General features: G+C 61.4%; 17 protein-coding genes. 1 reads left to right on the plus strand and 16 read right to left on the minus strand.

The window, feature by feature from the left end:
* Positions 1 to 3 precede the first annotated feature (3 nt).
* The 14 genes from ACI48I_RS04525 to ACI48I_RS04590 all read right to left on the minus strand — a co-directional run bounded on the left by ACI48I_RS04525 (position 4) and on the right by ACI48I_RS04590 (position 15,634).
* The gene (locus tag ACI48I_RS04525; protein ID WP_498573459.1) at positions 4 to 1,230 is read right to left on the minus strand and encodes a glycosyltransferase family 4 protein; all 1,227 of its coding nucleotides are present in this window, start codon (positions 1,228 to 1,230) and stop codon (positions 4 to 6) included.
* A gap of 40 nt (positions 1,231 to 1,270) precedes the next feature.
* Complete coding sequence (locus tag ACI48I_RS04530) at positions 1,271 to 2,092, minus strand: hypothetical protein (protein WP_498573460.1); 822 nt, start codon at positions 2,090 to 2,092, stop codon at positions 1,271 to 1,273.
* Positions 2,089 to 3,336 (minus strand): glycosyltransferase, encoded by a 1,248-nt coding sequence (locus ACI48I_RS04535; RefSeq protein ID WP_498573461.1) that lies wholly within the window; start codon positions 3,334 to 3,336, stop codon positions 2,089 to 2,091. Before ACI48I_RS04535 ends, ACI48I_RS04530 begins: the two co-directional genes overlap by 4 nt.
* Before the next feature lie 18 nt (positions 3,337 to 3,354).
* Positions 3,355 to 4,845, minus strand: coding sequence for a hypothetical protein (locus tag ACI48I_RS04540; protein WP_498573462.1), 1,491 nt, complete (start codon positions 4,843 to 4,845; stop codon positions 3,355 to 3,357).
* A 24-nt stretch (positions 4,846 to 4,869) separates the two neighbouring features.
* Positions 4,870 to 5,559, minus strand: coding sequence for an exosortase-associated protein EpsI, B-type (epsI, locus tag ACI48I_RS04545; RefSeq protein WP_498573463.1), 690 nt, complete (start codon positions 5,557 to 5,559; stop codon positions 4,870 to 4,872).
* On the minus strand, positions 5,556 to 6,455 hold the full coding sequence (gene xrtB / locus ACI48I_RS04550; RefSeq protein ID WP_498573464.1) for an exosortase B: 900 nt from the start codon (positions 6,453 to 6,455) through the stop codon (positions 5,556 to 5,558). The genes epsI and xrtB overlap by 4 nt, the downstream gene beginning before the upstream one ends.
* Positions 6,455 to 7,342: a chain length determinant protein tyrosine kinase EpsG gene (gene epsG / locus ACI48I_RS04555; RefSeq protein WP_498573465.1), complete on the minus strand. Its 888-nt coding sequence runs from the start codon at positions 7,340 to 7,342 to the stop codon at positions 6,455 to 6,457. The genes xrtB and epsG overlap by 1 nt, the downstream gene beginning before the upstream one ends.
* A 2-nt stretch (positions 7,343 to 7,344) precedes the next feature.
* Positions 7,345 to 8,754, minus strand: coding sequence for a chain length determinant protein EpsF (epsF, locus tag ACI48I_RS04560; protein ID WP_498573466.1), 1,410 nt, complete (start codon positions 8,752 to 8,754; stop codon positions 7,345 to 7,347).
* Between the two features lie 60 nt (positions 8,755 to 8,814).
* Positions 8,815 to 9,603, minus strand: a complete 789-nt coding sequence (epsE, locus tag ACI48I_RS04565; protein WP_498573467.1) for a polysaccharide export protein EpsE — start codon at positions 9,601 to 9,603, stop codon at positions 8,815 to 8,817.
* Positions 9,604 to 9,641: 38 nt separating this feature from the next.
* Positions 9,642 to 10,568 (minus strand): EpsD family peptidyl-prolyl cis-trans isomerase, encoded by a 927-nt coding sequence (locus ACI48I_RS04570; protein WP_498573468.1) that lies wholly within the window; start codon positions 10,566 to 10,568, stop codon positions 9,642 to 9,644.
* Positions 10,569 to 10,657: 89 nt separating this feature from the next.
* A complete protein-coding gene (gene epsL, locus ACI48I_RS04575; protein WP_498573469.1) occupies positions 10,658 to 11,905 on the minus strand; it encodes an XrtB/PEP-CTERM-associated polysaccharide biosynthesis outer membrane protein EpsL in 1,248 nt (415 codons plus the stop codon).
* Entirely contained in the window at positions 11,895 to 13,418 is a 1,524-nt protein-coding gene (locus ACI48I_RS04580; protein ID WP_498573470.1) for an undecaprenyl-phosphate glucose phosphotransferase, read from the minus strand. Before ACI48I_RS04580 ends, epsL begins: the two co-directional genes overlap by 11 nt.
* A gap of 237 nt (positions 13,419 to 13,655) precedes the next feature.
* Entirely contained in the window at positions 13,656 to 14,207 is a 552-nt protein-coding gene (locus ACI48I_RS04585; RefSeq protein WP_498573471.1) for an FxDxF family PEP-CTERM protein, read from the minus strand.
* A gap of 212 nt (positions 14,208 to 14,419) precedes the next feature.
* The gene (locus tag ACI48I_RS04590) at positions 14,420 to 15,634 is read right to left on the minus strand and encodes a glycosyltransferase family 4 protein (RefSeq protein ID WP_498573472.1); all 1,215 of its coding nucleotides are present in this window, start codon (positions 15,632 to 15,634) and stop codon (positions 14,420 to 14,422) included.
* Positions 15,635 to 16,560: 926 nt separating this feature from the next.
* On the opposite strand from ACI48I_RS04590, the gene ACI48I_RS04595 reads away from it, so the two are divergent.
* On the plus strand, positions 16,561 to 17,376 hold the full coding sequence (locus ACI48I_RS04595) for a hypothetical protein (RefSeq protein ID WP_498573473.1): 816 nt from the start codon (positions 16,561 to 16,563) through the stop codon (positions 17,374 to 17,376).
* Between the two features lie 204 nt (positions 17,377 to 17,580).
* Here the strand turns inward: ACI48I_RS04595 and ACI48I_RS04600 are convergent, their stop codons facing one another.
* Positions 17,581 to 18,711: a glycosyltransferase family 4 protein gene (locus ACI48I_RS04600; RefSeq protein ID WP_498573474.1), complete on the minus strand. Its 1,131-nt coding sequence runs from the start codon at positions 18,709 to 18,711 to the stop codon at positions 17,581 to 17,583.
* Entirely contained in the window at positions 18,711 to 19,733 is a 1,023-nt protein-coding gene (locus tag ACI48I_RS04605; RefSeq protein ID WP_498573475.1) for a polysaccharide pyruvyl transferase family protein, read from the minus strand. Before ACI48I_RS04605 ends, ACI48I_RS04600 begins: the two co-directional genes overlap by 1 nt.

The raw sequence follows: 19,733 nt of genomic DNA on the forward strand, positions 1-19,733 counted from the left end.
AATTCAGCAACCGGCCACGCCCAGGCTGGCGTACAGTTGCAGCAGGCGCTCGCGATATCGCGTATCGGTGAAGTCCTCCAGCATCCATGCACGAGCTGCCCTGCCCATGGCGGCAATCTCGGCCGTACTTCTGGCGGAAAAGCTGCGCAGCACTTGCGCAAGCTCGTCTGCATTTCCGCTTTCAAACAGGTCGCCCGTTTCGCCGCGGCGCATCAGCTCCGGAATACCGCCGATGGCCGCTCCAATCACCGGCCGCTCCAGCGCATAGGATTCCATCACGCTCATCGGCGCATTCTCATACAGTTCGGAAGGCAAGACGACGGCGCGGGAATTCCTGATCGCATCGAAGAGCGCCTCGCCACTACGGTACCCGAGAAATTCGATGTCCGCTCCCGACGATCGTGCCAGTGCCTTCAGCGACGCTTCTTCCGGTCCCGTGCCGATGATCCGCCCCTGGACGCCTGCTTTCGCTACTCCCCGGATAAAGGTGGCGAGTCCCTTGTCGCGACTGAGGCGCCCGAAAAAGGTGAACACAGTGCCAGGGTCCCCGCGCGGTACGAGTGCGGCGGCGTTCACGAAATTGGGGATGTGAATGAAGCGCTCTCTCGGATATCCCCACTCGACGAATTTATCGATGAAAAACCGGCTGGGAACCACAAAACGGTCCACGCATCGCGTGTAGCTGCCCAGAAGGCGATTGACCACCGATTCGGCCAGCACCACCGCACTGATCGCGGCCGAACCCTGCACGCAGCGGTTGGACAGCACATTCCATATCTTCCCGCCCTTGCAGCGCTCGCAAATCCCGTCGTGGGTAAGCATCTTGTAGGCAGGGCAGGCAATCTTCAGGTCGTGCAGCGTCAGTACGGTCGGAATGCCGTGCGCCTTGAGCGTACCGAAGATCGACGGCGAAATATGATGGTACACGTTGTGTGCATGCGCGATTTGCGGCGGCACGCGCGACACCAGGGCTTCGATCTTGTTCCTCGCCTCCGCCGAAAAAATCACCTTGCCTGCCATGCTGATTTTTTTGCCGATCGAATACGTGTTTCCGAACTCGATCTCCTCGACGAAATACTGGTTCCATGGCGTCTCATCGTTCTCCGGATGACGCATCGCGAACGGAATGACTTCCCATCCGATTTCCTCGAACAGCCTGTTTTGTTCCAGAAAGACGACTTCGGCGCCGCCACGGCGGTAAAAATAATTATTGATGGAGAGTAGTCGCATGGACGAAGGCCGGACGTGCGCAACGGCGTTGTTGATGGGTTTATTGGTTCGCCAGGTTCAGCGGTGGCTGGTTCTGGCGGAACTCTTCGAATGTCGCGCTCATGCTTCTGTTCGGAACAAGCAGGCTTGCGGTGCGCCAGGCGGTCGTGGCCAGCAGGTACCTTCCGCTGCCGATGCCGGGGGCATAGTCCTTGCCCCAGCTCTTTCCATTGCCCGGATAGTAATCGGCGCCCGCATTGACGACATAGCGTGCTGCGGAACGGTCATCCGGTTTGGCGGGATCGTCAACGACGAGACGGAAGTCGATGGCGACGAACACCGCCCGCACATCCGACGGCTCGCGCATGACGAAGGTATTGCCATAGCCGTGGTGGAAATACGGATAGCTTGGGGTAAGCGAGCGCCCGCCGCCAGGCTGCTCGGGCCGGTCGGCCGGGTGCGCCTTGCCGACCGGGCTGAAGGGATATTTCCAGATGTCCGTGGAGGGTGCATCGACCCAGTCCGCCAGCGTCCACCGCCGCGTTTCATCGGAAAGAAAATACATGCGCAGGCGCCGGATCTGGAGCCGCGTGTTGACCGCCGTGTTCCCCTTGGCTTCGTATGCCGTGTACCAGCTGAGCGCGGCATAGCACCAGTCCGGGCGGGCCCCGGTCCACCAGCCTGGCAGGATCGCGCCGCGTGGTGCGTACTGGACGATCTTCGGGCTGCGTTGCCAGTCGAATTTCGGATCGATGACCATGGCTTCGCTCGACAGCGACATGTCGCTGATCACGGTATCGATCGTCAAGGCCTGGGTGTGGCCGTCCGCACTCGCGATCGCCAGCGCTTCGGCCAAGGCCAGAACAAGAGACCTGGTCATCATCGGCGCGACTTGGCATCGGTGTTCGGCACGTCGGAAGGCTTTGGACCGCACAGTTCGTCGTACACTGCCGCCACCTTGCCGGCCAGTTGGGCATACGAGCGCGACCTTTGCACGTAGGCCGGTCCACGCTGCGCCATTTCCTTGCGGCGCGCTTCGTCGTGCATGAGCGAAATCACCGCGGCAGCGAAACGCTCGGCCTGCAGCGGTACGCAGAGTCCCGCGCCGCTCGCTTCGATGACGGTTTTCTGGTCCGGACTGTCGTTGCCGACCACCGGTACGGCCAGCGCCATGTACTCGACGGCCTTGGTCGGCGACGAGGTATCGAAAATCTCGCTTCTGGGAATGGGCGACAGGCCGATTTCGGCGGAACGCACGTATTGCCATGCCGCTGCCCTGGACACCCATCCGGTCCACAGCACGTCGTGCTCCACGCCAAGGCGCGCCGCCTCGCTCCTCAGCCAGGCGCGGTGGTGCACGTCATGCGTATCGCCGGCCATCACCAGGATGACCCCCGGCACCAGAGGCTTGACCAGTGCCAGCATGTCAAGCAGGAGCTCGACGTGGCGCTCGCGATCCTGCAGGCCGAGATAGACGATCGCACGCCTCCCGGCTGTCAGCTGGCTGTTTGCCGGAGCGTCCCGCCGTGCGGGGATGTCCTCGAGATCGACGCCCATCGGCACGGCGCTCATCCTGCATCCGGGAATACCCATGCTTTCGAGCCGGGCTTTCATCGCGTCGGACTGGACGAACACATGATCGGCGCGGGGCATCACGATGTTGTAGACGATGAAGCGGCCGAGCATGCCGTCGATGAGCGGGTACCAGTATTTCATGCCCGCGCGCGGGCCGCGCGAACGCGCCCGGAGAATGTGCCCTTCCGACTGCAGATAGGAGAGCCAGTACACGAAGGGAATGCCCTCGATCCTGGCCGCGACGAGCGCAGCCAGCGCGGACAAGGACATGTCGCGCACCTGGATGCACGCATAGCGACGCTTGTCCGCGCCGAACGCGCTCCTCACGTTCAGCCATAGCTTGCCCAGGTGTTGCGCCGCCCGGCCGCGCGGACGTTCACAGCCCAGTACCTGGCCGCCATCCCAGACCTGCACGGGAGCCTTGCCGCACTCGGCAGCCTCGGCCACCAGGTCCGTTGCAATCCCATGGCGGCGCAGGTACTTGCCGAACAGCGCAACGACATCCGCGCGATGCGTCGGCCACGGTTCGTAAGTGATGAAGAGAATACGCATGCGGCTGTCCGTTCTCCGTCATCGGGTTTGGTCGGGCGTGTTCAGGAGCTCCGGATTCGTCATGATCTGCGCCAGGTAGCCCAGCACGACCGCCACGACAATCTGGAACGGAAGGATCGTCAGCATCGAATCCTTGTAAGGAATGTAGGCGAGGAACACGGCCAGCGCGGCCTGGATGCCCAGCAGGGTGCTGCGCAGCCGGGGCTCCCTGGTTTTGGCCGACAGACGTCCTGCCTGGACGAATGCAGTCACGAACACTGCGATATACAGGAGCGTGCCCAGCACACCGACATCCCACAGCAAGGCAGAGGCTGCCGTCAGGCCGACGCCATACCAGGGATAGCGGGCACCGATGGCGCCAGCGGGAACATTGGGGTCGGTTGTCCAGTAAGAACTACTGAGGCCGTTGCCGATCATGAATCCGACAGGGTCATGCAAGCCCTGGCGGTCCCACCAGAACCGCATGACGGTCGTCCGGTTCAGGAAGAACTGTCCATAGCCCTGGTTTTCGACGTTATAGCGCAGCATGCTGTCAAAGCCGGTGCCGACCGCACCTCCCGAAAAATAGCCGAAGTAGAGATAGGCAAGGGTGAGCGTCAACAGGGCGGCAATGCCCATGACGGGCAGGTAGCGTCCAGGCCTCGCGACAATATCGTCCTTGTAGAGCACCAGTGCCATCAACGGAAAGAGGACTGCCACGTATTTGACTTCGCCGAGCGTCACGCAAGGCAGCATGAGGACCAGGAACAAACACAACCTGGACGTCGGCAGCAAGCCCGTACGCCAGCGCGCCCAGGCGAACCCGAGCAGGATGAGCACGAATGCCACCATCTCGGCGCCGGGGCTGCCGCCCCTGAGGTTGGCACCGAACGTGCCGGCCACCACGTCGGTGACCTCGCTCCCGTATTCGGAGCGCATCGCCACGCGTATCGGCACCAGCACGAATGCCTCGTACAGCACGAAGGGGACCTGGAGCAGGCCGATCCACAGGAAGCTGATGCGCAGCCGGCGGTCGTCCCCGTGTGTCAGGGGAAGGACGGCCAGGGCCAGCATGACGCCGAGCGCCTGGTAGTAACGCTTCGCGCCCGCGACAAAGAGAGTGGCCCCGTCCCAGTGGATCAATGAGCTCGACAGCGACAGGGCGACGAACAGCAGGTACAGCCACATGAACAAGGGCAGCCGCGGTCGCGACAGCATATTCAGGATGACCGGTACAAAGAGCATCAGGGAAAGCAGCACGATACCCCACTGCATTTTGCTCGCCGCCCCGCCGGCCAAGGACAGGACGCTGCCTGAGGTGAGGCCCAGCACGATCGCCAGCCACAGGTTCACCTTGGGGACCAACAAGAGCAGTGCGCCAAGGATGGCGCCCAGGCCCAGCGCAACGAACAAGCCATTCGCCGTGGTCGCCAGCACGCCTGCCAGCACGGATCCCGCAGCCAGCACCGCCAGCATGCAGGCGCTGACCAGCAGGGGCGGCCCGTCTGCCGCCCGTTTCAGGGTCTTCATGTCCAGGCTCCGGGTGGGCGATCGTCATTCATGCGATGTACCGAGCAGCAGGCGCCGGCCCTCCAGCGGAATGCTGGCGAGCATGGCCTCGATGAACTGCTGTTGCGTGTCGAAGGCAGCCTGCGCGTTCGGAGAGATGCTCGACACGCGCACCAGCATTCCATCCGGTACGGTACGCTCCAGCGCGTACGATAGTTTGATTTTCTTGCGTTCCCATTCGTCGGTAGCAAAATGGTCGCCCACGACCACCCAGTAGCTGACGGCCTCGCGGCGGGCCTGGCGTTCGGCCACCATGCGCTGGATCGGAATGGTGCCGAAGCGGGTCGCGAACGCCACGCGCCGGGAGCCGTTCACGGCGAATCCCTGTCCCTGGTAACAGCCCTCGGGAAGATGCACCTGGAAGTTGTCGGACTGGTCGCGGCCATAGGCGACGGCGAGCATGATCCGGTCGCCCCGGGCATTCACGTAGACCCTGGAAATGGTCTGCGCATAGACGGCGTCGATGGCGCGCTGGAGCGCCGGCTCGACAAGCACGTTGCGTGTCGAGTTGTCGGTTCGCCAGGTCCCGAACGACTCGGGCACGACTGTCCCGAGGACGATGGTTTCACGGCTGTCGGCCAGCATCGCGGTCGGTGCGGCCAGCACCGCGAGCCAGGCCGATAGTCCCATCAGCATCATTGCCAGCACGCTGCTCTGTTTGAACCGCTCTCTCATGGCGCCGCCCCGCTGGATGAATGCGCCCCGCGGGGCGTGAGCAAACGCAGCGCGCTGTCCAGGCCGATGATCAGTGCAAGCGCCGAAGCGAACAGCACGAGGCCCGCGAAGGCGTGAAGAAATCCTTGCCCCGCTTCGTCGCCCAGATGATAGGTGATGAGCGTCAGCGCGACGACGCGGATCACGTTGGCGGTAATCGAAATCGGCACGATGCATGCAGCAAGCACGAGGTTTCGCAAGGGCGACGCGTAGCGCACGACGTTCATGTACAGCAGACCCATCGCCTCGAGCGTGAGGACCGTCTGCAGCCCTGCGCAGGCATCGGCCACCAGCAGCTGGTAGTAGCCGATCTGGAGCAGGACGCCATTCCGGGAAATCGGGTAACCGGCTGCATACAACATGTGCTCCGTGAGAAACGACACCAGTAGTTTCATCGGCAGGGTCACGAATGCCACCAGGCTCCCGGGCATCGGCAGCAGGAAGCACAACAGGAAGAGCGAAAACCACACCTTGCGCAGCGTCCGCAGGCCGCACTCGATGCTGATCATCCCGGCCAGCAGCCAGATGGCGGAACCGATTTCCAGGATCAGGATGGATTGGGAACGGCCGACGATATAGGCCAGCAGGCCGACGGCCACCATCGGCCATCCCCAGGCCGGGTTGCCGACCGCCTTGCTTGCTCCCGCGGGCCAATTCCGCCACAGCATCCACAAGGCCAGTCCCAGCATCATCGGTCCGTGCGCCTGGTCGTTGTTCGACCAGTGGCCCCGGCTCAGGTCGAGCAAGGTAGGACAATAGATGACGGCGAAACCGATCCATACCGGCAGCCATGTGGGGACACTCGACCGTACTGTCGAGATCCATGCGTTCGGTACCACAACGGTCATCGTACGCATCAGGCCTCCGCGAGAACACTGCCCACGAGCGTGACGCCGTTGTCCTTGAGCTGGGCGGCAGCGTTGCGCAGGTCGCTCTGGCGCGTGACGTTTTTCGTCGCGACCAGCAATGCGCCGCCGAGACGGGAGGCGATCGTGAAATAGTCGGTCCCGGCGCCTGTGGGCGGGGTATCGCACAGCACCACATCGAAACGGGTGCTCAGATACTCGCACAGGTCCGGAAACGCGTCGCGGTTGAGCAGCTCCAGCGGATTGGGGGCCTCGGTACCGGCCGGCAGCACCGACAGCCCGGCGAAGTGCGGAATGTCGCAGACCATTTCGCCGTTGCTGCGTTGTGCAAGGATGTCGGAGATGCCCTGGCGCCCCCGTATCCTGAACGTGTCGTGCTGCGTTGGCGAACGTAGGTTGCAGTCCATGAGCAGCGTCTGCTCGCCCAGTTGCGAGAATACGATCGCCAGGTTCGCGCTCAACAGGCTTGCCGCCCGGCCGTCCGCACCGACGTTGATCACGGCGAGCGCACGCCGCCTGGGACCGAACCAGCGCAGCATCAACTGGCTGCGCAGGGCGCGCAAATCCTCGACTTCACGGCTGAAAGGCTGGTAGGCGGCGATCAGTTGCACGGAGAACTCGCCCCCGCCGCCGCGCAGGTAGGGGTACTGGAATTGCTTGGACAGGACTTCGCGGATGTCCTCCTCGTCGACGACGCCCAACTCGATCGCTGCTTCGCCAAAGCGGACCCCGCGCGCCTTCTGCTGGAGGATGACACGTTCTGCGTCTTCCGCCGTGATCTTGCCTGCTTCGAGCAGGAGCATACCGATGCTGCGTTGCGCCATCGGCTTGATGGGGTCGGCGGTGTGCCTGCGAACGTTTTCTTTGATCACATTCATCGTCATGCTCCTGAAGTCAGTCTTCGAACCGCGGAAAGACGCAGGCGGCCCGTCAGGGTGGGCCGGCCCGATCCCAAGGTGAACGGACCGAGGAATGGGACGTCGTCCATCTCGAGGTCGGCTTGCGAACGCACCCTGCAGTCGACCATCTCGAGGACAATCGCCCCGCCGCAGCCAAGCAGCAGACCCAGCATTACCGAGAGCGCCATGTTCAGCCAGAGCTTCGGGCTCGACGGCGCGACCGGTGCGAGCGCCGGGCTCAACACCGCCACTTCGGCCTGGTTCGATTGCCCTTCCAGGGTGGTCTGGTTGGAGCGCGTCAGTAAGCCATCGTAGGCACGTTGCGCGCTGTCCAGATCGCGCGTCAGCACCGCAAGGTCGTCGCGGGTGCGGTTCAGTTCCAATACCTTCGTCTTCTGTTTTTCGAGCGACGCGGCAATCTCGGCTTCGCGGTTCTGGAGTATGGCCGCGGAGGACGCCACGCTATTCGAGGTCAGCCGTACCTGCGCCGCCAGGGAAGCGCGGATCTTCTGTACTTCTGCCGATACGGCTTGATGCATGGGATTGTTGACGCCAAGTTTGGAATTGATCTCGGACAAACGCGCCTCGGCCTGCACCAGCTGCGATCCAAGGTTCTGGACCAGGGAATTACCGATGACGTCGGGGGCCTCCGCCGGGTTGCCGCGCACGACCTGGCGCTGCCGGGACTGGGCGTCGGCCAGCTGTCCTTGTACCGCGACAAGTTGACTGGACAGCTCGTTGAGGCGCGCACTTTCCACATCCAGCCGGGTATCAACCGACACCAGCCGCTTTTCCTGCTGAAACTTCGACAGGCGCGCCTGCGCCCGCTCCAGATTGTCGCGCAGCGTCTGCAGCCGGACGTTGAAGTAGGCCGACGCCTCCTGCAGCGGTTGCATGCGCAGCTGGATGGCGATGCGCTTGTACTCGCTCGCGAATGCGTTCGCCACCGCCGCGGCAAAATCCGGATCGCTGCCGCGGTAGCTGACATTGATCACGCTGCTTTCGCGCGAGGGCGCCACGGTCAGGTTTTTCAGCAAAATGGCTCCGAGCCAGTCCTTGAGGTCGCCCTTGCCGTTCCGTTCCTCATGAAACATCTCCTGGATGGCGGGAGAACGATGCATGTTGAGCGCTTCGACCACCGCCATGGCGACTTTCCGGCTCTGGATGATGTCGAGCTGGGTCGCCATATAGCCGGGCATCATCAGGGCCGGCATGCTGAGGCCGGTGACAGGGTCGTTACCCTTGACGTTCATGACGAGCGTCGTCGTCGCGTCGTAAGACTTGGGCAGCGCGAGCGTGATGGCAAAGGTCGTCAGCAAGGTCACCACGAGGGTGCCGAGCGCGATCCTGCGTCTGGCGAAAAGAATTGCTAAGAGCTGGCTTGGATTCATGATACGGACCGTTGGGTAAGAGGAACCACGCCGAACCCGGCGCGGCGCACCGCAGGCGGGTCAGAACAGCGACTCCTGCACGAACACGACGTCGTCGGGATGCACGATGTCGCCATGGTTTGCCTTGATGACATCGAGATGGCCATTCGGATCGACTCGTTTGATGCGGATGCCGCGTTCGGTCCCGCGGACATTGAGACCGCCGCCGGCCGACAGGGCCTGGACGACCGTCATGTTTTTTTCAAGGCGATAGGCGCCCGGGCGCTGCACTTCCCCGTAGATATAGAATTTCGGCGCACGCTCGACGTAAATGATGTCGCCCCCCTGGAGCTCGAGGTTCACGCCCAGGTCGGCCGAGCGCAGCATGCCGGGCAGGTCCACCACTTGCTTGCTGGTTTTGCCATCGCGCGTGCGGATCAGCATTGCCGTGTCCGCGCCATCCGGGCTGATCCCGCCTGCCAGGGCCAGCATGTCCACCAGCGTACGTTTGCTCTCTATCGGATATCGCCCCGGCCGGTTCACGAGGCCGAGTACCGATACCTGCTGGCTTTGAAACGAGGTCACGAAAACATTCACTTGTGGCCGGCGCACGAAGCCGCCGGCTTCGAGCGCCCTGGCAATCCTGCGTTCGGCTTCCGCCGTCGCCATGCCTTCGAGCGCCAATTCTCCTACCAGCGGATAGGTGATCTTGCCGGACTCGCCGATCTTCGTTTCAAGACTCAGCTCCGGACTGCCGAATACCGTGATTTTGATGACGTCGCCGCGGCCCAGCGGAACGTCCGCCGCCTGCGACGGCGCTGCCGACAAGACGAATGCGAGCAGTAATACAAGTCTGATCAGTTTCTTCATGGCCTGAAATCTCCGGGGTTGAATGTGGCGGCGCAGGATCAGCGCAGGCCAGCCGCGCCTTGCGCCACATGGCGTTCGGCGACGCTGTTTGCTGCGCCGGCGGCGCCCGCCGGCGCAGAGCCCTGGCCACTTTTGTACTCGACTTGCGCCAGCTTGCGCAGGCGCGCGATCTCGGCGGCGATCGCCTCCTGGATGCGCACGTTGGCCAGATAACGTTCGATCTGTGGCGCGGCCTCTTGCAGGCTCAGCGGTGCCTCCTTGACGACCGACAGCGTTGCCACGATCGCGCTCGAGGCGGTGCGCACCACGAAGGGCTTGCTGCCCCCGAGCGCGTTGACGTTTTTCAGGATCGGAGGCGGCAGCTCGTCGCTCGTCGGGGTCGACCGCTCCTTCGTGAACTGCACGTTGTTTGCCGTGAAAATATTCTCCGCCTCCTCGAGCGAGCGGGCGCCATCGATCAGCTTTTTTACCTGATCGGTCAAGGATGCGGCATCCACCACGATCTGCTGCATCTCGTACTGCTTGCGAGCGGAGAAGAGCTCAGGGTGATTGGTGAAATACGCAGTCACTTCTTCTTGTGTCGGCCTGGCTTGCGAGCCGAGCGTTTTGCGAAGATAAGCCTGGGCGATGGCTTGTTCTTTCGCCTTTTCCACCGCCTGCATGACTTCCGGATCGCGGTCCTGCTCGGCTTTTTTTGCGGCGTCGGTCAGCAGGCGGCGATCGATCAGCGTTTCGATCGCGCGGTGCTGGGCCGCTTCCGGCGTCAGCGCCGCGCCGGCGGCCGCCACTCCGCCCAGTTCGGCATTGACCTGGTGGACGGTGATTTCACGGCCGTCGACCTTGGCTACCCACTGGGCGTTGCCGGTGGGGGGCGCCGGTTTTTGTCCGCAGGCTACCAATGCAAGGGCGCAGCCAAGCAGCGTCAGCGGGAGTTTCACGAGATTCAAAGAGGACTTGTTCATCATGTTGGTCTGCTTCTGAAAAACGGCCTCCCGATGAGAGGGCCGGATGGTTGATCCGAAAAGCGAACAGGCTTGCCTGCATCGCGCCAGCGTCAGAACTCGTACCGCGTGCTGATCGATGCACCCTGCCTCGCATAGCGGTTATCGCTGCTGTTACTGTCGCGCCGCAGGGCGAAGGCCGACAGCCGGATGCGCAGTGCCGGGCGCGGCGTATAGGACAGGGAAAGCGAGGCGGTGCGGCTCGTATCGGAGAGCGGCAGGCTGCCTCCCTTGAAATCGCGCTTTTCGTAGCGCACGGCGGCGCTTAGCGCCAGTTTTTCCGTTGCGTTCCAGGTCGGCGAGAGCGCCAGTCCGGAGTTGACCGAATAAGAGGCGAGCACGTCCTCGGCCGCGGCCAGCTCGCGCCAGACGGTTGCGTTGAGGCTGGTCTTTCCGGAAACGGCCCAATCCGCCTGCAGGCGCGCATTGGCGCCGTTGAAATTGCTTGCGCGCTTGCCGCCCGTGTCACGCGCTGTCCACCCCAGCAGCATCTGCAGATGCGTTTTCCCGGACACCGTCCTGTCGATCCGCAGCTTGGCCTCCTTCTGCCGGTAACGGTTGGTTGCGGCCGTCGATGGCGAGCGATCCGGATACTCGCCGTCGAGCAGCGCGAACACCAGGCCGATGCTGTTGCCCGAGGGCCGGAGATAATCGACCCCCGTTTCCATGCGCTTCTCGTTCACGTTGCCGAAGCGCTGGGAAGGAAGGTCGTAGCGGTGCCGATAGGAAGACGCAGCCGCCCGCAGCTGCCAGCTCGGCGTCAGTCGCCAGTTGCCGCTGGCCTGCGTTTGCCGTGCCACGCGCAGGTTCGGCGCCAGTTGGTCGACACTGGAGAACTGGCTCAGCGAGCGGACACTGCTCGTGCCCAGCGTTCCCGAGAAAGCGCGGCCGGCGACCCAGCGCCAGCTTGCGCTCAGGTCCCGCCCGTCATGATCGAGGGCGCGGAATTCCGCATACCGGTTCCTGGAAAAATCGGCCTGCATGTTGAATTCCTGTCTCGATACCGTATAGTCGATTTTGACGCCGGCATGCGCTGTACGAATCATATCTGCTCCATTTCCTCGTCCTCCCAGGAACCTGTACTCGGCCTCGCGGGCCAATCCGAAGACGTTGTCGTCGTAACCGACCGAGTAGGCCAGGTAAGGCTTGATCTTGTCCTGCGCTATCGCGGCGCTGCTCCATGCCAGATGACAGGCCAGTGCAATCTGCGACACATGCCAGGCCCGTCGCGCACGATGCTGTTTCCCGGTGCCGGACCCCGGTTGCCGCTGACTGAACGTGGCGCCGTGTTCAATATGCATTTGGGTCAAACCAGACAGCCACCGCCGTCATGAAAACGATTTTCAAATCGAAGGCAAGGGACCAGTTTTCGATGTAATGCAGGTCGTACTGAACACGGCGGTTCATCTTCTCCACGGTGTCGGTCTCGCCACGCAGTCCGCTCACTTGCGCCCAGCCGGTAATGCCCGGCTTGACGTTATGGCGCGCAAAGTATTCGGAGATGATCGAGCCGTACTCGAGGTTGTGCTGCACGGCGTGGGGGCGCGGTCCCACGATCGACATCTGGCCGGCAAGCACATTGAACAGTTGCGGGAGCTCGTCGAGACTGGTACGCCGCAGAATGCGGCCGACGCGCGTCACGCGCGGGTCGTCGCGGGTGGCCTGGGCCAGGCCTGCGCTCGTGGACGCGGAGGCCGCCATCGAGCGGAACTTGAACACTTCGAAGACTTCGTTGTTGAAACCGTGGCGGCGCTGCCTGAAGACGACGGAGCCTTTACTGTCGATTTTGATGGCCACGGCAATCAGCAGGAGCAGAGGCAGGACCAGCAGCAGGATGAGGCTGGAAATGACCAGATCTTCGACCCGTTTGATCCGGCCCATCTGTTCGCCCACGCGGCCATTGGCAATCGTCAGCGTCGGAACGCTGCCGAGGCGCTCCATGTTCATTGCGGCAAAATGCCAGACGATGTCGCAGGGGACTAGATCAATCTGGACGGGCACCGTGCGCAGTTTGCGCAGCAAGGTGTCGATGCGGTTCGAGGCGACCCAGGGGAGGGTGACGACGACACGGTCCACGTGATTGCGGCGGATGAAATGCAGCATCTCATCGGTTGAACCCAGTATCCGCGGGCGCAGGGATTCCGGGAGTTCGCGCTCGACGCGGTCATCGAACACGCCAAGGATTTTCACGTTGTCATGCGATGACGCACCGCGTGGCCGGTTGCGGATGGTCTCGAGCATTTTCACGGCATGTTCGTTTGCGCCCACCACGACGATCGATTCGGCCAGCCTGTCCGAATGGGCCGCGGCGTGTACGATCCTCGCCATGACAAAGCGGTTCATCAGGAGCAGGATGGCCGATAGCAGGATGCTCGCGGCGATCCACATCCGCGAATACGCGGGCAGGGTGCCGGACAGATAACCGCATACCAGGACCAGGACCAGGGCGCAGGCGCTACCGACCAGGAGCGAATTGAACAGGATATGCAGGGAGGTGAGCGTCCGTGCACGATAGGCCTGTGCCAGATCGAGCGAGACCACGGTCACCAGGGTACTCAGGTAAATGAACAGGTGGCTGTCGGGCGACAAAGGGGTGCGGACCCCGAACCGCAGGAAGTAGCCGCCAAAGCCTGCAAGCAGCAGGGCGCAGGCATCCGCGAGCCTGAGCGCGTTCGTCAATGCAGTGAGGCGGTGCCGGCCCGACTGCTCCGCGTGTCGATGTTTTGCCTGCGCGTACCCGGTGCCCACCGAGTAGGGAGGGTACGCGTGCTCTTCCCGAGCCACGTCGACGGCATGCTTGTACGAGTTATTCATGTTGGCACATCCACTCGGTAGGATTGGTGTGAATAAACCTGTCTGCTGATCCGGACCATGTGCCGTACTGGCTGATCCCTGTGACGGGACATGTGGCCTGGCCATTGCCGGTTTGCGGACGCCTGCCTGAATAAAGTCGGCTATAAAAGTTGGGCCGGTGCGGGCTCGCACGCGACCGGTCCCAACGCGCTGCATATGAATAGGCCAATTCTGCTGTGGGCCTGGCGCTACGGACTGCTATGCGGCCGCAAAGCCGGTTGAAGGTGGAGGAGAGTACCTGCGGCGGCGGGCCATGAAGCCAACGGCTGCGATACCGATGCCCACCATGCCCCAGGTTTCTGGTTCCGGGACTGTGGAGACATTGATGTTGCCGCCATACGAACCGCCCTTGGTCCCGAGGATCGTTCCGCCGACTTTCAGCTCATAGGCGCCGCCGGTGATATCGAGTCCGGCCAGGGTCCACAGGTCGACGACCCCGGTCATGTTCTGTACACCGTTCGCCACCAGCGCCGTACCCTGATAGAGGTCGAACGAGGTGATGTTCAGGTCCAGCTTCTGCTTGGTCGCGATCGAGGTCACCGCCGAATCGAAATCGGACTGCGACAGGAAGGCGAAGGTGTAGGTATCGAGGAAGGTCTTCCCGAAATACATACTGCCTTCGAACTTGTTGCCGAAATCGGTCGTCTCGGGAAGATCGACAACGAACAGGTTTTCAAAGTCCGCCGCATTTGCCGTGGCGGCCGACACCGCCAGCGTACATGCAGCAATCAGCTCTCTTGCGTATCTCATTGCAGTACTCCTAGACAAGGTAAAAAAAGCGCCAGGGATGACGCATCTATAAAGCAGCGATGGACGCTTGCCAGAAGCGGGACATCCCCGCCTTAATCCGCTTAATCCGCTTAATCCGCTTGATTCGTTCAACGACAGTGTCCTTCGGGCCGCGCACACGCCGGGCGATCGCAGGCATGGCGCACAGGCCGGCAGGTGCATCGACATCTGGCCTACCGGCCCGGTTCGCCCAGCTTTTCCCGCGCGCGCCCAGGCGTGCCCGGTTGCGTCCATGACCTGCCTGCAGGCCGATGCTTCCTGCGGACGTTTTCGTCCAGTGTTCGCGCGTACACCTCGCGGGTCGCCTGCGCAATCGTTCGCCAACAATGTGATTCGGCAATGTGCTGCTTGACCAAAGCTCGCTGAACCGGGCTTCGCGCTGCGCCGGCAGCCCTGCGCAGGCAGGCGGCCAGGCTGTCGACGTCGCCCATCGGGTAGAAATCAATGCCGAGATTGCGCACTTCGAGATTGGCGGGAATATCGCTGGCAATCACCGGAAGTCCATAGCTGAGTGCTTCGAGCAGGGCGATCGGCAAGCCTTCGTGCGAGGAGGGCAAGGCGAACAGGCCTGCGTGCGCATAGAGTTCACGCAAGGCCAATCCCGACTGGAAACCGGTGCACACTACACCAGGCGTATCGGCTGCCGCCCGGGAGATGGCGCGCGTGTAATCGTCGGGATGGTCGGCTGCGCCCACGAGGGCAAGCTTCCACCCGCCCAGACCGGCTTGCGCAAAAGCCCGTATCAGGTCCAGGTGCCGCTTCTCCGGGACCAGGCGGCTCACCAGCAGCACATACCTGGCGGGCTCGAAGCCGAACGCCTGCAGAGCGCCGGTCGACGCCGGGATCTCGGGCGACACGACGCCGTTGGGGATCAGCGCACTGTCGAGCTTGTACTTGTCGCGCACGAGCGAACGGATGACGTCGGAAATCACGATGCGGTCGTTCGAAAAAACCATGCCCAGTCGCTCACCGAGGCGCAGCACCGCGCGCGCACCGCGTCCCCATTTCTGGCGGTCGTAATCCGGACCGTGATGCGTCACGACGACACGCAAGCCGAACAGGCGGGCCACTGGCGTTAACAGGGCAGGGCCAACCGCGTGAATATGCAATATATCGGGCCGTTTGAATGCCGCGACAATTATGCCGATAAACGTGTGCAGAATTGCCTCGATACATTTTTTGCGTGGCACCCATAAGCGCGTGAAGCGAATTTCTTTCCAGATAAGCGAATTCTCGGGCGGCTGATAGCCGGCGCGCACCAATACCTCGACATTACAGCCTATATGGACGAGTTCTGGATACAGATGTTCCGCGTGTTTCTCTATTCCACCTTGTACTTGTGGAAAACCCCGCAGGCCAAGCACCATTATCGAAATTTTGTTGTCCATGCCAAGCTCAACAGTAATGTTCTTTTCGAAAAATGCGCGGGAATTTTGTTTTCAAAAAATAAAGCTGTATTGCATGAGGACATTCTAGAGGGCATATGACCCGTGTCAACCTCAGAATATGCCGCTAGCATAAATACAACATGTGAAATTATTTATGCTTCTTTCGGTTGCCGGATGTAGGAGAGGTCTGATAAGTATTTACCTATTATTGTAGAGTTTTTGTAGGACAAATGAAGATAATTTGGTAATAATAGTTAAATATAAAATAAATGGCGGATGTTTCGTTAAAAATCGAAATATATATTGAAGAGCTATTTTGGAATATTTCTTATGGATTTAACATTCTTGATTGTTATCATTTTGTTTTGGCTTTAATGCAGCCGTTGCGGAAATATTTAAATGCGCTCAGGTATTTTGAGGAATTGCTTTATTTCATGACCCAGCTTAATTCGAAGCAATTAATAATTGAATAAGGCCGAGAACAGCCCGGACTGCAGCCCTGGATGACTGCGTACGTCCTCGGAACGCGCTGCCCGACCTTGCCAAATCGGAATGGGGAGAATCGACTTGCGAAAAATCTATATTTCTCTAATGCACTAGCAATAATTGCAATGATTAAACAGGCAGCATATCGTTGTTGTGTTGCCTCAGTACATCGTTTTGATGTATTCGAAACAGCGTTATCTCATCTGTGCAACGCATCAGGCAAAAATTCCGTTCGGAATGTTGACGTTCAGAATCTCGTCCCTATACTTAAGTTTCCGTGCGGCGAAGCGAGCCTAGCGACTAGCTGAGCTTGTCATCGCTGTCCCGCGCCGATGGGCGCAATCGATGGGTCTCCACATGTAACGACCATGAACGGCAGAGATGCCGTAATGCTGAGGCTTTGGCCATTGCTTTTGCTTTAGCCGAAAAAAGAGGAAATTATGAAATTGACGCACACGTTTTTGCCGCTGATTGCTTGCGGGATTTTTTCATCCATGACGGCACAAGCCAGTTCGTCACTGTCGAGTATCGACACTGCTATCAAGGACATGTCGCTTGCTAACGAAGCGATTCCAATTAATCCGAGATACCAGTGGCAATATACGCCGCAAATTGTTCAGTACGAACCAAGCGGCGCTGCATTGCCCTTGTGGTGGACCGGCACTCGCCCGCAATGGTGCTACACCTCCTTGACCTGGTTTACTGCATTCGAGGCGCAGGGAAATGCCGCGACCAATACGCGCGTTCAGATCAACCGCCTGCGGATGTATTACCTTTCCGCTAAAACCGGTAAGTGGCAGCTGACCAACGTCGTCGATGCGCCTTACACCGAGCTCTGGAAGTATCCTTTCCAATATGCCGGCGATTTCAAGGCATCCGGGGCGCGCAAGGAGACCACCGGCGGCTATTCGGTCAAGCCTGTCTACCCGCAGTTCCACCACGGCTATGGCGTCAGCTATTCGCTGCCCGACCCGAGCGACGTGCGTGCCGCGTTTGTCGCGATGGACTTCCGCCTGGTCGTGGACAACCCTGCGAAACCGGACGACCGTGCGAAAGCGCGTTATGTGGTGAACAGCGGTGCCGACTACTGGCCTGGCAAAGGCCAGACCTGGGGCGTGGACTACGCGCCGGGCATCGGTAGCGGCAGGTACCTGCTGGCGACATCCGCATGGCGCACTGCCACGCTGCTTGTGCCGAACAAGGCCGTTGGCGCCACCTTCGACGAAATCCGCAGGAACCCGCCTCCATTGAACTAATTGGCGGAGTGAACTGAACCGGGGGCCTGATGGCCCCCGGTTTCATTTTGGCGAGACTGCGCCAAGTGCCCGTCACCCGCGCTGCCCTGGCTGCCACGCGTTCCCTATGCGGCCAGGCCTGTCAGGACCGGGCCGGCGCTCTGGCAGGCGCATGCCCAGAGCACGCTTTCCGACCCAACCCTGCCCGCTGCTGCGTGCGACCGTTCACCTGGCCAGCGTGCGCTCTACCACGTCCAGGAATTGCGGTGCGATTGCCGACCACAGATATTTCTTTCCCGATTCGTGCGCTGCCCGCGACACCGCCTGCAGTTGCTGGCGCCCGCTGACGACGGTGTCGATGACGTCGGCGAAGGCCTGCGCGTCATAGTCGAAAATCCAGCCGTTCTGGCCGTCGGCCACGTAATCGGAATGCGTGCGGATGCGGCTGCCCAGCACCGGAAGCCCGGCCACCAGGTACTCGAACAGCTTCGTGGGCGGATTGAAGCGCCACCAGAGACGGTCTTCCCAGATGCAAATGCCGACGTCGGCCGCGGCCAGGTAGGCGGGGATGTCGCTTCCGGGCACGCGGCCTACGACCTGTACTTCGTCGGCGATGCCCAGATCGGAGGCGCGCTGCCGGCAGTACGCCAGCTGATCCTCGGCCGCGCCGACAATCGTCAGGGTCGCGTTGCTGCCTCGCCGGCGCGCCAGTGCCAGCCCCTCCAGCATGATGTCGCGGCCGCGCTCGCGCATCACGGTTCCGGTATACACGAGCCTGACAGGGGCTGCGCGGTTCACTTGCGCCAGGTAGCCGAAGCGGTCTTCCACACCCATGTAGACCAGCCGAATGCGGCCCCGATCGACGCCGTGCATGATCAGGTCTTCCTCGTGGGCTTCGCCGATTGGCATCACCTTGTTGACGCGGTTTGCGGCCAGGTAGCTGAGCCTGGTCAAAACGCTCGACCTGATCTTCCTCAGCGGATGGCGGAAGTCCGGATAAAAGAAGTGCGAAGGGTGCTCGTTCCAGTACAACAGTGTCGGCAGGCTTCTCAGCAGCCACGCCGTGAGCGCCAGCTGCGAACCCAGCAACAACACCAGATCGGGCCGGATGCGATGGCAAAAGCGCGCGCACTCACGCATGAAGCGCAGCTGTTCCATCACGCTCGTGCCGGCGGTGCCGATGACCTCGATATCCAGCGGCAGGTCGGCGAACTCCTTTTCAAAAAAGGCCTTGCGTAACAAGAGCGTCACCCGGCAGCGCTCGCACAGGAGTTTGATGCGGTACCTGAAATCCAGGTAACCCGGCTGGTCTTCGTAAAACCAGGTCGCAATGACGATGTGCCGGGCCTTGTCCATTACGCTGCGGTGCCCGTTGCGAGCCGGCCGGCCTTCGCGACAGCGTCGTCGAAGTCCCTGGCGAAGAGGGCAATTTCAGAGGGAGTGGTCCAGGCCTTGTGGAAAGCGGAAATCTTGCCGTAGTCGTTATCGAGAACAATGTGCCGCTTGTTGAGCAACAGGCACAGGATGTGGGCGTGCAAGCGATCGGTCAGTACAACTTTTCCCTGCGACAGGAGCCGAACGCCGCGGTTCAGGCGGGAGCGCGCAACCAGGTCGGCGAGACGGACCATCAACCGGCGGCCGAGGACGTTGCGGTTGCCGTGCCTGTTGAATCTGCAGAACTGGTTCGTCAGTTTTTGCTCGAGCCAGTCGGACAGCAGCCAGTCGTCGCGCAGCCAGCGGCCTGGCAGGCGCTCGAGCGCGAGATGACGGACGGCGCGCGGGCCGGCCGCCTCGATATCCCCCCGCGCCAGCACAAATCCGTCGGCCACGGCCCGGTGTCCCCCGAGTGCGCCGATAAAAAAGGCCATGTCGGGCGAGTACTCGACAGTACAGAGTCCGCCGAAGTAGTCGAGCGCTGCCTTGCGCGAGGCCTCGTCGCGGGTAAGAAGCACGAAGTTGCGGTGGTCGCGGATGGCTTGCCGGGTTTCGGCCACGTTGACGGCATTATCGAAATGCACGGTCTGTGGAAACTGGATGACACGGTAGCCCCTCAGTTCGCGCAAGACAAGCAAGCGCAAGCGATGCGACTCGGGCCAGCGGTCGCCAAAGTTTCCGCCGCCCTGGAACAGGATCACGCCGTCGCTTCCGATGGTATGCTTGATGAGTTCGGCGTCGAATGCATCGTGCCAGCAGACGTATTCAACCGCCGCGCCACGCTGCCGCAGGTAGGCCATCTGGCCGAGCCAGATATACGAGTCACCCGCATTCGCATATTGAGGGAAGTCAAGAAGGGCTACCCGTTGGCCCGGCGCGATATAACGGTCAAGAACAGAACATGCGTCTTTCTGCAAACGAGAAATCAGTTTCAGCTGTTCCAT

The sequence above is a fragment of the Massilia sp. LXY-5 genome, from assembly GCF_059801075.1.

What these genes read in the sequence shown, in the direction of transcription:
- ACI48I_RS04525 (WP_498573459.1), bottom strand. Translation starts at nt 1,230, where the DNA reads ATGCGACTACTCTCCATCAATAATTATTTTTACCGCCGTGGCGGCGCC.
- ACI48I_RS04530 (WP_498573460.1), bottom strand. Translation starts at nt 2,092, where the DNA reads ATGATGACCAGGTCTCTTGTTCTGGCCTTGGCCGAAGCGCTGGCGATC.
- ACI48I_RS04605 (WP_498573475.1), bottom strand. Translation starts at nt 19,733, where the DNA reads ATGGAACAGCTGAAACTGATTTCTCGTTTGCAGAAAGACGCATGTTCT.
- epsG (WP_498573465.1), bottom strand. Translation starts at nt 7,342, where the DNA reads ATGAATGTGATCAAAGAAAACGTTCGCAGGCACACCGCCGACCCCATC.
- epsL (WP_498573469.1), bottom strand. Translation starts at nt 11,905, where the DNA reads ATGCATATTGAACACGGCGCCACGTTCAGTCAGCGGCAACCGGGGTCC.
- ACI48I_RS04535 (WP_498573461.1), bottom strand. Translation starts at nt 3,336, where the DNA reads ATGCGTATTCTCTTCATCACTTACGAACCGTGGCCGACGCATCGCGCG.
- epsE (WP_498573467.1), bottom strand. Translation starts at nt 9,603, where the DNA reads ATGAAGAAACTGATCAGACTTGTATTACTGCTCGCATTCGTCTTGTCG.
- epsI (WP_498573463.1), bottom strand. Translation starts at nt 5,559, where the DNA reads ATGAGAGAGCGGTTCAAACAGAGCAGCGTGCTGGCAATGATGCTGATG.
- ACI48I_RS04540 (WP_498573462.1), bottom strand. Translation starts at nt 4,845, where the DNA reads ATGAAGACCCTGAAACGGGCGGCAGACGGGCCGCCCCTGCTGGTCAGC.
- ACI48I_RS04600 (WP_498573474.1), bottom strand. Translation starts at nt 18,711, where the DNA reads ATGGACAAGGCCCGGCACATCGTCATTGCGACCTGGTTTTACGAAGAC.
- ACI48I_RS04595 (WP_498573473.1), top strand. Translation starts at nt 16,561, where the DNA reads ATGAAATTGACGCACACGTTTTTGCCGCTGATTGCTTGCGGGATTTTT.
- epsF (WP_498573466.1), bottom strand. Translation starts at nt 8,754, where the DNA reads ATGAATCCAAGCCAGCTCTTAGCAATTCTTTTCGCCAGACGCAGGATC.
- ACI48I_RS04590 (WP_498573472.1), bottom strand. Translation starts at nt 15,634, where the DNA reads ATGGACAACAAAATTTCGATAATGGTGCTTGGCCTGCGGGGTTTTCCA.
- ACI48I_RS04570 (WP_498573468.1), bottom strand. Translation starts at nt 10,568, where the DNA reads ATGATGAACAAGTCCTCTTTGAATCTCGTGAAACTCCCGCTGACGCTG.
- ACI48I_RS04585 (WP_498573471.1), bottom strand. Translation starts at nt 14,207, where the DNA reads ATGAGATACGCAAGAGAGCTGATTGCTGCATGTACGCTGGCGGTGTCG.
- xrtB (WP_498573464.1), bottom strand. Translation starts at nt 6,455, where the DNA reads ATGCGTACGATGACCGTTGTGGTACCGAACGCATGGATCTCGACAGTA.
- ACI48I_RS04580 (WP_498573470.1), bottom strand. Translation starts at nt 13,418, where the DNA reads ATGAATAACTCGTACAAGCATGCCGTCGACGTGGCTCGGGAAGAGCAC.